Origin of the sequence: Arthrobacter sp. zg-Y769, assembly GCF_020907405.1 — a bacterium.
GTDB lineage: Bacteria > Actinomycetota > Actinomycetes > Actinomycetales > Micrococcaceae > Arthrobacter_B.
Window position 1 is genome coordinate 497,240 of sequence record NZ_JAJJOE010000004.1, and the last position, 13,508, is coordinate 510,747.

General features: G+C 67.0%; 11 protein-coding genes. 2 read left to right on the top strand and 9 right to left on the bottom strand.

Annotation, left to right across the window (positions count from 1 at the left end; all coding sequences use genetic code 11):
* Nucleotides 1-524: 524 nt before the first annotated feature.
* On the bottom strand, nucleotides 525-1,022 hold the full coding sequence (locus tag LOC60_RS04610; protein ID WP_230022682.1) for a MarR family winged helix-turn-helix transcriptional regulator: 498 nt from the start codon (nucleotides 1,020-1,022) through the stop codon (nucleotides 525-527).
* Nucleotides 1,023-1,117: 95 nt separating this feature from the next.
* On the opposite strand from LOC60_RS04610, the gene LOC60_RS04615 reads away from it, so the two are divergent.
* Entirely contained in the window at nucleotides 1,118-2,974 is a 1,857-nt protein-coding gene (locus LOC60_RS04615; RefSeq protein ID WP_230022692.1) for an ABC transporter ATP-binding protein, read from the top strand.
* Nucleotides 2,975-3,012: 38 nt separating this feature from the next.
* Here the strand turns inward: LOC60_RS04615 and LOC60_RS04620 are convergent, their stop codons facing one another.
* The 4 genes from LOC60_RS04620 to LOC60_RS04635 form a co-directional block, all read right to left on the bottom strand.
* The gene (locus LOC60_RS04620) at nucleotides 3,013-3,378 is read right to left on the bottom strand and encodes a VOC family protein (protein WP_230022694.1); all 366 of its coding nucleotides are present in this window, start codon (nucleotides 3,376-3,378) and stop codon (nucleotides 3,013-3,015) included.
* Between the two features lie 86 nt (nucleotides 3,379-3,464).
* A complete protein-coding gene (locus LOC60_RS04625; protein ID WP_230022697.1) occupies nucleotides 3,465-3,836 on the bottom strand; it encodes a VOC family protein in 372 nt (123 codons plus the stop codon).
* Between the two features lie 139 nt (nucleotides 3,837-3,975).
* Nucleotides 3,976-6,495 (bottom strand): MMPL family transporter, encoded by a 2,520-nt coding sequence (locus tag LOC60_RS04630; RefSeq protein WP_230022700.1) that lies wholly within the window; start codon nucleotides 6,493-6,495, stop codon nucleotides 3,976-3,978.
* The gene (locus LOC60_RS04635; RefSeq protein WP_230022703.1) at nucleotides 6,488-7,189 is read right to left on the bottom strand and encodes a TetR/AcrR family transcriptional regulator; all 702 of its coding nucleotides are present in this window, start codon (nucleotides 7,187-7,189) and stop codon (nucleotides 6,488-6,490) included. Before LOC60_RS04635 ends, LOC60_RS04630 begins: the two co-directional genes overlap by 8 nt.
* A gap of 136 nt (nucleotides 7,190-7,325) precedes the next feature.
* Between LOC60_RS04635 and LOC60_RS04640 the strand changes: the two genes are divergently transcribed.
* Entirely contained in the window at nucleotides 7,326-8,093 is a 768-nt protein-coding gene (locus tag LOC60_RS04640; RefSeq protein ID WP_230022704.1) for an SDR family oxidoreductase, read from the top strand.
* Nucleotides 8,094-8,108: 15 nt separating this feature from the next.
* On the opposite strand, the gene LOC60_RS04645 is transcribed toward LOC60_RS04640, so the two are convergent.
* The 4 genes from LOC60_RS04645 to LOC60_RS04660 all read right to left on the bottom strand — a co-directional run bounded on the left by LOC60_RS04645 (nucleotide 8,109) and on the right by LOC60_RS04660 (nucleotide 13,409).
* On the bottom strand, nucleotides 8,109-9,086 hold the full coding sequence (locus LOC60_RS04645) for an aldo/keto reductase (RefSeq protein ID WP_230022706.1): 978 nt from the start codon (nucleotides 9,084-9,086) through the stop codon (nucleotides 8,109-8,111).
* Between the two features lie 32 nt (nucleotides 9,087-9,118).
* Nucleotides 9,119-9,997 (bottom strand): Rieske 2Fe-2S domain-containing protein, encoded by an 879-nt coding sequence (locus LOC60_RS04650; RefSeq protein WP_230022707.1) that lies wholly within the window; start codon nucleotides 9,995-9,997, stop codon nucleotides 9,119-9,121.
* A gap of 129 nt (nucleotides 9,998-10,126) precedes the next feature.
* Nucleotides 10,127-11,455, bottom strand: coding sequence for an FAD-linked oxidase C-terminal domain-containing protein (locus LOC60_RS04655; RefSeq protein ID WP_230022893.1), 1,329 nt, complete (start codon nucleotides 11,453-11,455; stop codon nucleotides 10,127-10,129).
* A 139-nt stretch (nucleotides 11,456-11,594) separates the two neighbouring features.
* Nucleotides 11,595-13,409: an L-lactate permease gene (locus tag LOC60_RS04660; RefSeq protein WP_230022709.1), complete on the bottom strand. Its 1,815-nt coding sequence runs from the start codon at nucleotides 13,407-13,409 to the stop codon at nucleotides 11,595-11,597.
* Nucleotides 13,410-13,508 lie beyond the last annotated feature (99 nt).

Consider the following 13,508-nt stretch of genomic DNA (forward strand, 5'->3'; position numbering starts at 1 on the left):
AAGTAGAGACCTTATATCGAGACTGTTTTCAATCACCGGCAAACTGCCGTTGAGGAAGGCACGCGGCAACACGTGAATTTCCCCCGTTCGAAATCTAACAGAACGGCGGGTACAGGAGAAAATCAGACTACTTAGTTTCACCGTATGGGCATCCAGGCGAAGCTCTCAAAAGCAATTGGAACGCATCTTTCTGGTCTTCGGTTCCACCCTGTATTTGGGAACACCTGTATCGCCCACGAAGTTCAGCGAGGCGACTACGCAGTCTTATGCGAGTGATATCGCGCGGAGCGTCGGCGGACCTCTGTCTCGTCCTTCCGTACAGCTGATGCTGCCTGGGAGGACTCTAGGGCGCATTAGCTATACAGAAGGCGGCGATTTCGGGCCAGCTCGAGCAGGTTTCCCCAACGTCCGGATCGGCATCCGGTGAGCAGACAACGGGGCCACCCGGCATCCGGTGAGCAGATAACGGGGTTACCCGCCGCGGATAAGCCCGTAATCTGCTCAGTAGATGCGTGTTCAAGGGCTCAGCGTAAGCCTTTCAATCCGTCCCGATCCCCGCCGAGTTCCCCCAGTATCCGCGCCAGCTCCGCACGGTCGCCCGGTTCCAGGACGGAAAAGAACTCATCCGCCTCGCGCTTCCGGTCCGCCAGCACCGTTTCCCGCAGCTGCTCCCCGGCCTCGGTCAACAGCAGCAGGGTGGCACGCCGGTCGGCCGGATGCGCCCGGCGCTCCACCAGCCCCTTGGCGGTCAACTGATCCACCACCTCGGTGGCGGAACGCGGTGCAATGCGCAGCCGCTCTGCCAGTTCCTTCAGCCGCAGCCCAGCCCCGCCGTCGGGCCGCACGCCGTCGTGCCCGTCCCCCTCATGCTCGAGCGCCCGGCCCACGGCATTCATTGCCCGGAACTGGTGCGGTGTCAGCTCATACGGGGCCAGCTGCTGCATCCAGCGCTTCCGCAGCCCGCGGAACGCCGTATGCATCAGTTCTCCCAGGGCGGCCGGATCGGCGGAGGCATTCGTCATGGAAATGAGTCTACCCATTTTACTGGTAGCCACATAATGAGGTAACCTCTGCATTAGCTGCCGAACCGCACAACCCGGCAGCGTCAGGAGGAACCATGGCTATTCCCGAAGCGGCCCCCGCGGGCCCCGGAAGCGGTAGAGGATCAGGCGGCGGCGGCCCCGCGAAACTGAATCCCGCCGATGAAAAACAGCTGAACCGGCATCCGGTTAGCCTGCGCCGCATCGCTGCGCTGTTCGCCCCGCACAAGGGGGCCATCGCCGTCGTCGTCCTGCTGATCACCGCCTCGTCGGTGATTGGACTGGCCCAGCCGTTCCTGGTCCGCGCCGTGATTGACGACGCGTTGCCGCACGGCAACACCCGCCTGCTGCTGTTCCTCACCGCCTCCATGGTGGGCGTGGCCGCCCTGACCGCCGCGATCGGCGTCATCCAGACCTGGATGGCCACCAGCATGGGCCAGCGCGTGATGCACACCCTGCGCGTAAACCTCTTCACCCACCTGCAGGCCCAGTCCCTGGGCTTCTTCACCCGCACCCGCGGCGGGGAGGTGCAGTCCCGGCTCACGCACGACGTTTCCGGCATGCAGTCGGTGGTCACCTCCACCGCCACCGGCGTGGCCTCCAACCTCACGACGGCGGTCGCCACCGCCGTCGCCATGGCTGCCCTCTCCCCCGGGCTGAGCCTGATCTCGCTTGTGGTGCTGCCGCCGGCCATCTGGCTTTCCCGCCGGGTGGCAATGATCCGCCGCGACGTCACCGACGAACGCCAGCGCGAACTCGCCGCCCTGCATACCCAGGTGGAGGAAGGCCTCTCCGTCTCGGGTGTCCGGCTGGCCAAAACGCTGGGCACCATCCCGCGTGACGCCGACCGCTTCCGTGCGCGCTCCGAAACCCTGGTGGGGCTGGAGCTGCGCAGCCAGCTCGCGGGCCGCTGGCGGATGGCGACCATGCAGATTGTCTTCGCCGCCATCCCGGCCGTCATCTACCTCGCCGCCGGGTTCCCCGCCACCAGCGGCGGCATGACCATCGGCACCCTGGTGGCCTTCACCGGACTGCAGGCCGGCATCTTCCGGCCGGTCATGGGGCTGCTGAACATCGGCGTGCAGTGGGTGACTGCCCTGGCGTTCTTCAGCCGGATCTTCGAATACCTGGACCTCGAGCCGCAGATTCGGCCGGCAGCCCACCCGGTCCGGCTGGATCCGGCCGCGGTGCGCGGCGACGTGCGGTTCCAGGACGTGCACTTCACGTACGACGACGGCACCGAAGTCCTGCACGGCATCGACCTGACGCTGCCGGCAGGGACCACCACCGCCGTCGTCGGCCCCACCGGCTCCGGCAAAAGCACCCTGGCGTCCCTGCTGCCCCGGCTCAACGACACCAGTACGGGCCGCGTGAGCATCGACGGCGTGGACGTCCGCGACCTGGCGCCCGAGGACCTGTCCCGGATTGTCGGCGTTGTCTCGCAGGAGAGCTACCTGATCCACGCCTCCATCCGCGAGAACCTGCTGCTGGCGGATCCGGACGCGAGCGATGACCAACTCTGGTCCGCACTGGCAGCCGCGCAGATGGCCGATACCGTCGGTGCCCTGCCGGACGGCCTGGACACCCTGGTGGGTGCACGCGGCCACCGCTTCTCGGGCGGCGAGCAGCAGCGGCTGGCCATTGCCCGGACCGTCCTGCGCAATCCGCCGGTACTGGTGCTGGACGAGGCAACCTCAGCCCTGGACAACACCACCGAGGCCCAGGTGCAGCTGGCCCTCGAGCGGCTGTCGGCGGGCCGGACCACGCTCACCATCGCGCACCGGCTCTCCACCGTGGAGAACGCGGATCAGGTGGTGGTGCTCGACGCCGGCCGGATAGTCGAAGCCGGCACGCCGGACGAGCTGCGGGCAGCCAACGGCGCCTTTGCCCGGCTGGCCGCGCACACCGCGCAGCAGGAGGACAACGCCGCCTAGCCGGTGCCGGTCCGTCCAGCCTTCGCTGTTCCGGACGGCTAGCCCTGGCAGAGGCAGAAGGGGTGGCCTGCCGGATCCAGGAACACGCGGAAGGTCCTCCCCAGCTGATGCTCGTGTTTGGTTGCCCCAAGCGCGAGAACTGCGGCTTCCCCTTCGTCCAGATCGTCCACATCGACATCGATGTGCATCTGCTGGGGAACATCCTGGCCCGGCCAGACCGGCGGCGTGTAGTTTTCCACCCGTTGGAAAGCGAAGCGCTGGCCGGTGACGTCGGAGATTTCGGTCCAGGCGCCGTCGTACCCGTCCAGGTCCACCTTCCAATCCAGGAGGGCTCCGTAGAAGGTGGCTAGTGCCACGGGATCCGGGCAGTCAATAACTGTGCTGGGTATTCGTGCGATGGCCATGACGGGTAGCTTAGGGCCCTATGCCGCCGGCTGTCACGCAAACTTCTGCCCGGGGCTGCTGCCCCGGACCTGCAGGGCGCGGGGATTTAGTCGTTCCGCCAGCCGACGCAGAGGCAGAACGGATGGCCGGCCGGGTCAAGGAAGACCCGGAAGGTATCCCCCGGCTGGTACTCGTGTTTGGTGGCGCCGAGTGCGAGGACCGCGGCTTCCCCCTCGTCCAGATCGTCCACATCGACGTCGATATGCATCTGCTGGGGAACGTCCTGGCCCGGCCAGACCGGAGGCGTGTAGTTCTCCACCCGCTGGAAGGCGAAGCGCTGGCCGGTGACGTCGGTAATGTCGGCCCAGCCGTCGTCGTCCACGTCCACCTTCCAGTCCAGGAGGGCGCCGTAGAAGGTGGCGAGTGCCTCGGGATCCGGGCAGTCGATAACGGTGTTGGGGACTCTTGCGATAGCCATGGCGGGAAGCTTAGGGCTCTGTGCCGCCTGCTGTCACGCGAATTTCCGCTAGCCCCGCGCCTGCCTTTTCCCGGAACGAAAAACGTGCCGCCCTTCCCGAAGGAAGGACGGCACGTTTTTCGTTCTTAGGGACCGGGAACTAGCTCCGGACCGGTTCCTCCACCTCTGCGTGCGTCTCATCGACGTGCGGGTGACGGCGTTCCAGGGAAGCGCCCTCGACGTCGACGTCCGGCAGGATCTTGTCCAGCCACTTCGGCAGCCACCAGGCCTTGTCGCCGGCCAGGTGCATCAGGGCCGGGATGAGCAGCATCCGCACCACGAAGGCGTCAACCAGGACGCCGAAGGCCAGTGCGAAGCCGATCGGCCGGATCATCGTGCTGTGCGAGAAGATGAAGCCGCCGAACACGGAGGCCATGATGATGGCCGCCGCCGCAACAACCGAGCGTCCGGCACGGAAGCCCTGGGCAACGGCGAGGCGTGCCGGTGCGCCGTGGACGAACGCTTCCCGCATGCCGGAGCCGAGGAAGAGCATGTAGTCCATGGCCAGGCCGAAGAGGATGCCCGCCAGGATGGTCGGCAGGAAGCTCAGGATCGGGCCAGGGGTTTCCACGCCGAAGATGCCGGACAGCCAGCCCCACTGGTAGATGGCCACCACGCCGCCGAGGGCGGCGAAGTAGGACAGGATGAAGCCGAGCGTGGCAATCACCGGAACGAAGATGGACCGGAACACCAGGATCAGGATCAGCAGGGACAGTCCCACCACCACGCTGAGGTAGAGCGGCAGGGCCTCGCCCAGCTTCTCGGAGATGTCGATGTTGCCGCTGGCGGAGCCGGCCACGCCGATCTCGTAGTCGCCGTTTTCGCCCTCGACCGGGGACATGCCGCGCAGCGCGTTTACGAGCGTTTCGGTGGATTCGCTCGTGGGGCCTTCTTCCGGAATGACCTGGAAGGCAGCCACGCTCCGGTCTTCGGAGGTACCGATGGGGGCGACTGCCGCCACGTCGTCCTGGTCGAAGATGGCGGTGGCAATCTCATTCTGGGCCACCAGCGCTTCCTCTTCGCTGGGCTCGCCGGGCAGCTCGGCCACGAGCAGCAGCGGACCGTTCTGTCCTTCCCCGAACTTCTCGGAGACGGCGGCATAAGCCCGGTACTGGGTGGTGTCGTGTGATTCGGCGGAACCGTCGGGCAGGTTCAGCCGCAGGTCCATCGACGGCACCGCCAGCAGCAGCAGTGCGGCAATGGAGCCGACAACCGTCACCACTGCACGGACGGAGGACATGGGCTTGGCCGACGCGAGCTGCGGGCGGCCCTCGTTGGAGTCGGCGCCGTGTGCGGGGGTGATGGCCGCGCGTTCCTTGCGGCTGAGGATGCGCATGCCGACGAGCTTCAGCAGGGCCGGCGTCAGGGTGACGGCAACCAGCACGGCGATGGCAACACACGCGGCGCCCACGGTACCCATGAGGCCCAGGAACGGAATGCCCGTGACGTTCAGGGCGAGGAGTGCAATGAACACGGTGGCACCGGCGAACACCACGGCGTTGCCCGAGGTGCCGTTGGCCAGCGCAATGGATTCCTGCAGCTGGTAGCCCGTCTTAAGCTGGCGGCGGTGCCGGTTGACGATGAAGAGGGCGTAGTCGATGCCCACGGCGAGGCCGAGCATCAGGCCGAGCACCGGGGTTACGGAGGCCATTTCGACGACGCCGGAGAAGGCGAGGCCGCCCAGGGCACCGATGCCGACGCCGATCAGCGCGGTCAGAAGCGGCAGCCCGGCAGCGATCAGGGTGCCCAGCATAACGAACAGGACCACGCCGGCGATGACGAGGCCAACCACCTCGCCGATGCCGAAGAGCGCCGGAGTCGCGGCCGAGATTTCAGCGGAGAAGTCCACCTTGACCCCGTCGATGGGCTCTTCCTCGAAGAGGGCCACCACGGCATCCTTGGTTTCCTGCGTAATTTCCATCTGCGACTCAGTAAAGGTCACGTTCAGGATGGCGGCGCTTCCGTCCTCGGAAACGGTGCGGATTTCCGTGGCCATGTCCAGCAGGGCTGCGCCCTGTTCGGCCTGCACGGCGCCGGCTTCCAGCTCTTCGCTGCCGGCGTCCAGCTCTGCCCGCTTGGCGTCCAGCTCGGCCTGCTGTGCATCCAGCTGGGCCATCATTTCAGCGGGTGCACCCGCCGCTTCGGCCTGCTGCCGCGCGGCGTCGAGCTGGCCCTGTCCGGCCTCCAGCTGGGCGCGGCCGTCCTCAATCTGGGTGCGGCCTGCCTCAACCTGCGCCAGGCCCGCCTGCAGCTCCTGTCCCTGCTTGGCCCGGTCCGCCTCGGTGGCAAACGGGTCGATGACGTTTTCCACGCCGTCAATCTCGGCCGCCGTGGTGACCCACTCGGAGATTTCCTGCTGCTGGGTATCGGTGAAGCGGGAGCCGTCCTCCGTTTGAACCATCACGGAGCCGGAGCCGCCCGATGCCTGCGGAAGTTTTTCCTGCAGTCGCTCGGTGACCTTCGTGGTGGGCGTATCGGGAATGGAGAACGCGGTGGTGAGGGTGCCGCTGAAGAGCGTGTAGGCCACACCGGCCACCACGAGCACAGCGAACCACGCCGCCAGGACGGTGCGCGCACGGCGTGCGGCCGCCGCACCAAGGCGGTAGAGGAATTCAGCCATTGAGAGTCTGTCCTTTAGAGGGATGGTTGGGGGAAACTGGGGAACTAGGGCAGGCTTGCCCGGCCGGTCCGGCGGCATGGCCGGTACGGACGGTTTCGAGCAGCTGGTCCAGCATCCGCGCCCAGCTGCGCCGGGACTGCGGGGTGTCAACGGCACCGGTGGCGCAGTGCCAGTGGTGGTACAGCACCCCCAGTCCGCTGGTGAGGGCGCCCACCAACAGGTGCACGCTGAGCTTATCGGCCTCCGGGTGGCGGCTGAGCATCACGGCGGAGAGCCGCTCGCTAAGCTCGGTGAACGCCCGCAGGGCCATGGGATGCGCGGTCACTGCCGGTCCCCCGTCGCCCAGCACGCGGTTCAAGTAGGCCATGGGCGCCACCAGGTCTGCGCTGCGGAACGCCTCGGCTATCTCGTCAAGCACAGCCGGGCTGCCGACGTCGGACGCCGGGACGGCGGTCAGGCTGGCGACGGCGGAACTGAGCACGTCGCTGCAGACCTCGGAAACGATGTCGTTGATGGAGCCGAAGTGGTTGAACACCGTGCGGCGGGAAACGTCTGCGCGCTGCGCCAATTCATCCACGGTGAAATCCGTGGCCTGGCGTTCGTCCATCAGCGCGGCCGCGGCAGCAACAATTTCCTGCCGGTGGCGGCTTTTCAGCGCTTTGCGGCGGTCTTCAACCGGGAGGGTGGTCAGCACGTTTCTACACTACGTGCATCATTGCACTGGGTGCAAACGGTTCCGAAAGGCGCCGGATTGCCGCCAGACCTCCCCAAACGCTGCTTCGCGCTGTTCCAATAAGAGTGCATAAAGCCGCCCACCCGGAGGAGACCCCATGAGCACCGTCCTGGTTGCAGGCGCCACCGGCAGCATCGGGCATCTGGTTGTTGAAGAGGCCCTCAGCGAGGGCTACACCGTGCGTGCCCTGGTCCGCGATCCGGCCAAGGCAGCCCGAACACTTCCCCCGGCAGCGCAGATCGCGGTGGGGGACGTGACCCGGCCGCAGACACTGCCCGCCGCAGTGGAGGGAGTGGACGCCCTCATCCTGACGCTGGGGTCCGATGCCGGCGGTTCAAGTCCCGAGGACGTGGACTACGGCGGAGTGCGCAACCTCCTCGAAGCCCTGGCCGGACGCCGGGTCCGGGTGGTGCTGATGACAGCCATCGGCGACACCAGCCGCTCCGCCGGCTACGGCCACCTGCTGGATTGGAAACGCCGTTCCGAAAGGCTGGTCCGCGCCAGTGGCCTCCCCTATACGATCGTGCGGCCCGGGTGGTTCGACTATGCCGCCCCCGACGAGCTCCGCCTGGTCGCCCTGCAGGGTGACACCCGGCGCACCGGGACCCCGGCCGACGGCGCCGTCGCCCGCCGCCAGATTGCCCAGGTGCTCGTCCGCGCACTGTCGTCGGACGCGGCCGTGGGCAAGACGTTCGAACTGGTTGCCGAGAAGCGGCCCGCCACCGAGGACTTCGATGAGTTCTTCGCTCCGCTGGCACCGGACATCTCCGGCTCCCTGGACGGGGTGCGGGACGAGGCGAACATGCCCCTGGCGCAGGAACCCGAGCAGGTCCGCGCGGACCTGGCGGCGGTCGGAGCGGGCTAGCCGGGAGCCGTTCGGTCAGTACCGGGCGCCCTCCGGCTGCGGTGCGTTATTGAGCAATGCCATGTCCTCGCCGCTGAGCACCAGGTCACCGGCAGCCACGTTTTCCCGCAGGTACTTCGGGGTTTTGGTGCCGGGAATCGGAATTACCCGGCGGCCCTGGGCCACCACCCACGCCAGAGCCACCTGCGCCGGCGTCGCCCCCACCCGTTCCGCGACGTCGTGCACCCGTTGCACAATGGCGAGGTTTGCCTTGAGGTTCTCCTGCTGGAAGCGCGGAAGCCTTCGGCGCATGTCATCAGCGGGCAGGTCGTTGAACGAGGTGAAGCGGCCGGTGAGGAAGCCGCGGCCCAGCGGTGAGAAGGGCAGGAACGCCATACCCTGTTCCTCGCAGTAAGGCACGACGTCGGCCAGCCGGTCCCGGGTCCAGAGCGAGAGTTCGGACTGCACGGCGGTCACCGGATGCACCGACTGCGCCAGCTGGACCTGCTCCACGCTTGCCTCGGACAGCCCGATGGCGCGGGCCTTGCCGTCGGTGACCGTCTGCGCCATTGCGCCCCAGGAGTCCTCCAACGGCACGTGGGGATCCACCCGGTGCAGGATGTACAAGTCCACGTGATCGGTGCCGAGCCGGCGCAGGCTCGCATCAATGGATGCGCGGATATGCTCGGGGCGGCCATCCTTCTTCAGCCCGGGCATGGTCCCGGCGGCGGGGGCCTCGTTGCTGACCTCCAGCCCGACCTTGGTGGACAGCACCACCCGTTCCCGGTAGCCGTCCTTCAGCGCCCGGCCCACGAGTTCCTCGTTGGTATAGGGCCCGTACACGTCGGCGGTATCAATCAGGGTGACCCCCAGTTCGACCGCTCCGCGGATTACCGAGATGGAGGTTTCTTCATCACGCTCCGCGTCCATGTCATAGGCATAGCTCATGCCCATGCAGCCCAGGCCGATGACACCGACCTCGGGTCCGTTGGTTCCCAGGGAAGTTGTGCGCATTGCAGGCTCCTTGCGTGGTGCATCGGACAGGTTTAAGGCTTAACGCTTACCTCCAGCAGACCGTCCCGGATGCGGGTGGAAAAGGACGGCTGCGGGGCCGTCGCCGGGCCGTGCAGTACTTCGCCCGACTCGACGGAGAAAGTGCTGCCGTGCCAGGGACAGACAATGCACAGCTCGTTTTTCACCTCCCGCAGTTCACCCTCGTGCAGGGGGCCGCCGAGGTGGCTGCAGGTGTTCACCAGGACGGAGACCGCTCCGTCCGCGGCGCCGTCGGTCCGTTTGAGTACCAACAGGGGCACCGCTCCGAGCCGGGCCGTCTGCGGAACTCCTGACGCGAACGCACCCACGGGCCCCAGCGAGTGCCAGCCCGAGGGAACTTGGAAGTCATCGTTGCGGTTGACCCCCGCACCCTGCCGGTAGGACAGGTGGCCGCCTAGAAAACCGCCTACACCGGTGGCGGCGAGCCCGGTGAACGCGAGGGCCTTGCCCAGCCCGGTACGCCCCCGTCCGCGCAGCAGCCAGGAGGCGGAATAGAGTCCGACGGCGAGCACATTGGCACCCTCGTGCACAATGCCGGTGCGCTGCTGCTCGGTATCCAGCCGGGAGAAGTCCACGGCGCCCGCGAGCGCGGTGGGTCCGGCCGCAGCTACGCCCATGCCCACCAACGTCCGCGCGGCCCGCTCATTGCCGGGCAGCACGTCCAGTACGGCGGCGGAAACCCATGCTCCCAGCGGTGCCACGATCATCAGCGGGTGCAGGGGGTGCCCCAGGGGCACACCGTGCAAAAGGTCCCTGACGGCAGGCCACGGCACTGCCGCTTTCACGGTCCGGGCAACCCATCCGGCTGCGGGATCCAGCCAGCCCGCCTTTTCCAGTTTGTCGGGAACGGTAACTAAGGGCAGTCGGCGCATGGCCTCTCCTCACGGGATAACACCTGATGGTCCCTGCAGGGTAGGTGTCGAGCGGGACGGACGCCACCGAAACCGGGGACGTCCCCCCGGGTACTGCTACGTGGCGTCCAGGCCGGCAGCGGCCCCCGGTCAGAGCGCCTTACCCGGATTGAGGATGCCCAGCGGGTCCAGCGCGGTGCGGATGGTGTTCATAACCTCGAGGGACACCCCGCCCAGCTCCTCCTCCAGCCAGTCCCGCTTGAGCAGGCCGATCCCGTGCTCGCCGGTCAGTGTGCCGCCCAGGCGGTGCGCGAGATAGAACATCTCCCCCAGGGCCGCTTTCGCCGGACCGGTGGTCACCGAGTCCTCCGGGTCCAGCACGATCATGGGATGCAGGTTCCCGTCCGAGGCGTGCGCAATGGTGAAGATGCGGACCCCGGTCCTCGCGGAGATTTCCTCGAGCCCGCTCACCACCTCGGCCAACCGCCCCCGTGGGACGCCGATATCGCCGATGGACACCCTGCCCAGCTTCTCCAGCGAGGGGATGGCTTCCCGGCGGGCGGTGATCAGCGCGGCGGCGTGCTCGTCATCGACGGCCCGCTCGCAGCTGCCCAGTGTTGTCAGGACGTCCATCACCACGTCCTGCTCAAGGAACGCCCCGTACCCGTCCGTCTGCACCAGCAGGAACGCCCCTCCCTTTGAGCGGTAATCCGTTCCCAGGGCCATATCCACCGCCTCAAGCGTGGATCCGTCCATCAGCTCCATCACCGAGGGCTGGATCCGTGCGGCTACGACCGCGGACGCCGCCTGGGCGGCGGTGGTGACATCCGGGAAGAACGCGGCCACCGTGGCGGTATGCACCGGAAGCGGGCGGAGCCGCAGGGTGGCTTCGACCACCACCCCGAGGGTTCCCTCCGAGCCGATCATCAGGGCGTTGAGGTCATAGCCGCTGACACCCTTGATGGTCTCGCGGCCGGTGCGCAGTTCCCGTCCGTCCGCCAGGATCACGCGCAGGGCCAGCACCGATTCCCGCGTGACACCGTACTTGGCACAGCGCATGCCGCCGGCGTTGGTGGCAATGTTTCCGCCGATGCTGCAGATAGCGGTGCTTGCCGGGTCCGGTGCGTAAAAGAGTCCGTATTCCGCGGCTGCAGCGTTGAGGTCGGCGTTCAGGACCCCGGGCTCCACCACGGCCAGCTGCTCCTGCGGGTCGATGCGCAGGATCCGGTTCATGCCCGAGACATCGAGTACCAGCTCACCCGCCCGGGAGGACGACGCGCCGGCGAGCCCAGTGCCTGCACCGCGCGGAACCACGGGTACGCGGTGTTCGCTGGCCCGCTGAAGGGTGGCGACGACGTCGTCCGCGGTGCGGGCGAACACCACGCCGTCCGGGAGCGATTCCGGAACAAAGCCGGACCTGTCGGTGCTCACCCGTTGCCGGTCCGCTTCCAGGAAGGAGACGGAGGGGAAACCGCTCAGGACGGTGCTGCCGGAACCGGCGGCAACCGCGGCGGGAATTGGATCGAGGGAGTGCGTGCTCACGGGATTTCTCCTTGCGGTTCAAGGACGAGGGGTGCCGGTTCCACGTACCGGCTCCCCGCGGCCTCGGGGATAGGGGTTAGGGGACCATCCAGCCCAGAACAGACGTGGACTGCAGCCAGATCAGCACGGTGATGAACGCCAGCAGGCCAAGGCTCCAGCCGATCAGCTTGCGCAGCAGCGTTGCTTCGGCCCCTTCCAGGCCAACGGCGGCCGAGGCGATGGCGAGGTTCTGCAGCGAGAGCATCTTGCCCATGACCCCGGCGGAGGAGTTAGCCGCGGCCATGAGCGTGGGCGACAGCCCGGTCTCATTGGCAGCGGCCACCTGGAGGGCGCCGAAGAGGGAGTTCGAGGACGTATCGGATCCGGTAAGGGCCACGCCGATCCAGCCCAGCAGCGGGGAGAGCACGGCGAAGAACCCGCCTGCGGACGCCAAGGCGACCCCCAGGGTGGTGGTCTGGCCGGACAGGTTCATCACGAAGGACAGGGCCAGCACGGCGCAGACCGTCAGGATGGTCCAGCGCAGCTGTTTCAGGGTTTCGCCGTAGACGCGCACCCCGCGGCCCGGCCCAATCCGGTACAGCAGCATGGTGATGATGCCGGAGAACAGCAGCAGGGTGCCGGTAGCCCTGATGTGGTCAAAACGCAGGGTCTGGGCGGCGACAGGTTCGCCGTTGTTCCCGACGACGTCCAGGCCGGGCCACCGGAAGGTGGTGCTGCCGATCGTGGTCAGCCAGGTCTTGACCACCGGGATCTGGGCAATGGAGAACACAACGATGATCACCAGATACGGGGCGATGGCCATCCACACATCGTGCCCCGGAGGCCTGCCGGTGTTTGAGGTGTTGTCTCCGGCTTGGTTCCCAGGCTCCCCTCCGCCTCCGGCGCCCACGGCAGTGGCTCCCCCGGAAACTCCTCCGGGTCCGGCCCCGGTTCCGGCTCCGGGTGCCCCGCTGCGCCCGGAACCGGTGAGGGTATCCGTTCCGGCAGCTTCATTTTCCGAAAGCGACACGGCTTCCCCTGCCTTCTCCGCCTCGCGGGTTTCCCCGGTCATGCCGATAATCTCGGCCGGCTGCCAGACCCGGAGCATCAACAGCACTGCCACTACCGTCACCACGGCGGCAACGACGTCGGTCAGTTCCACAATGAAGAAGTTCGAAGCGGCGAACTGCGCCAGCCCGAAGGCTGCTCCGGCCACCAGGGCAACCGGCCAGGTCTGCCGCAGCCCGCGCTTGCCGTCCACCAGGAAAACCAGGATCAGCGGAACCACCAGGGCAATAAAGGGGGTCTGCCGTCCGGTCATGGAGGACAGTTCCTGCAGCGGAATGCCCGTGACGCCGTTCAGCGCGATAATCGGCGCGGCCATGGCGCCGAAGGCCACCGGCGCCGTATTGGCCAGCAGGGCGACCATGGCGGATTTCAGCGGCTTCATGCCTGCGGCCATCAGCATGGCGGCCGCGATGGCCACCGGCGCGCCGAAGCCGGCCAGGGATTCCAGCAGGGCACCGAAGCAGAAGGCAATGAGGATGGACAGGATGCGCAGATCGTCCGAGATGGAGCGGATGGTGCGCCCCAGGACCTCGAACCAGGGGGTTGCCACGGTCAGCTTGTAGATCCACAGAGCGTTGATCAGGATCCAGAGGATGGGGAAGATGGCATAAAAGGCACCAAGGCCCGTGGCCGAAAGGACCTGCCCCACCGGCATCTTCCAGCCCACTATGGCCAGGATGATGGACAGCGCCAGGCTGATCAGGCCAGCCTGGTAGGCCTTCAGCCGGAACACGCCCAGCAGGACAAACAGAATGAGCAGCGGAAGCGCGGCCAGGATGGCGGACAGGGCCAGGGAACCGGCAATCGGGTCAAGGGGCTGTTGGAATGCAGCAGCAATCGTCACAAAAACTCCTTTGTTTTTGTTTCCACATCCACGGTGATGATGCGTTCGACCCTAGGCCCGCCCCTTGGCAGGGTCAACGGTTCATGCCCATCCGGTTCA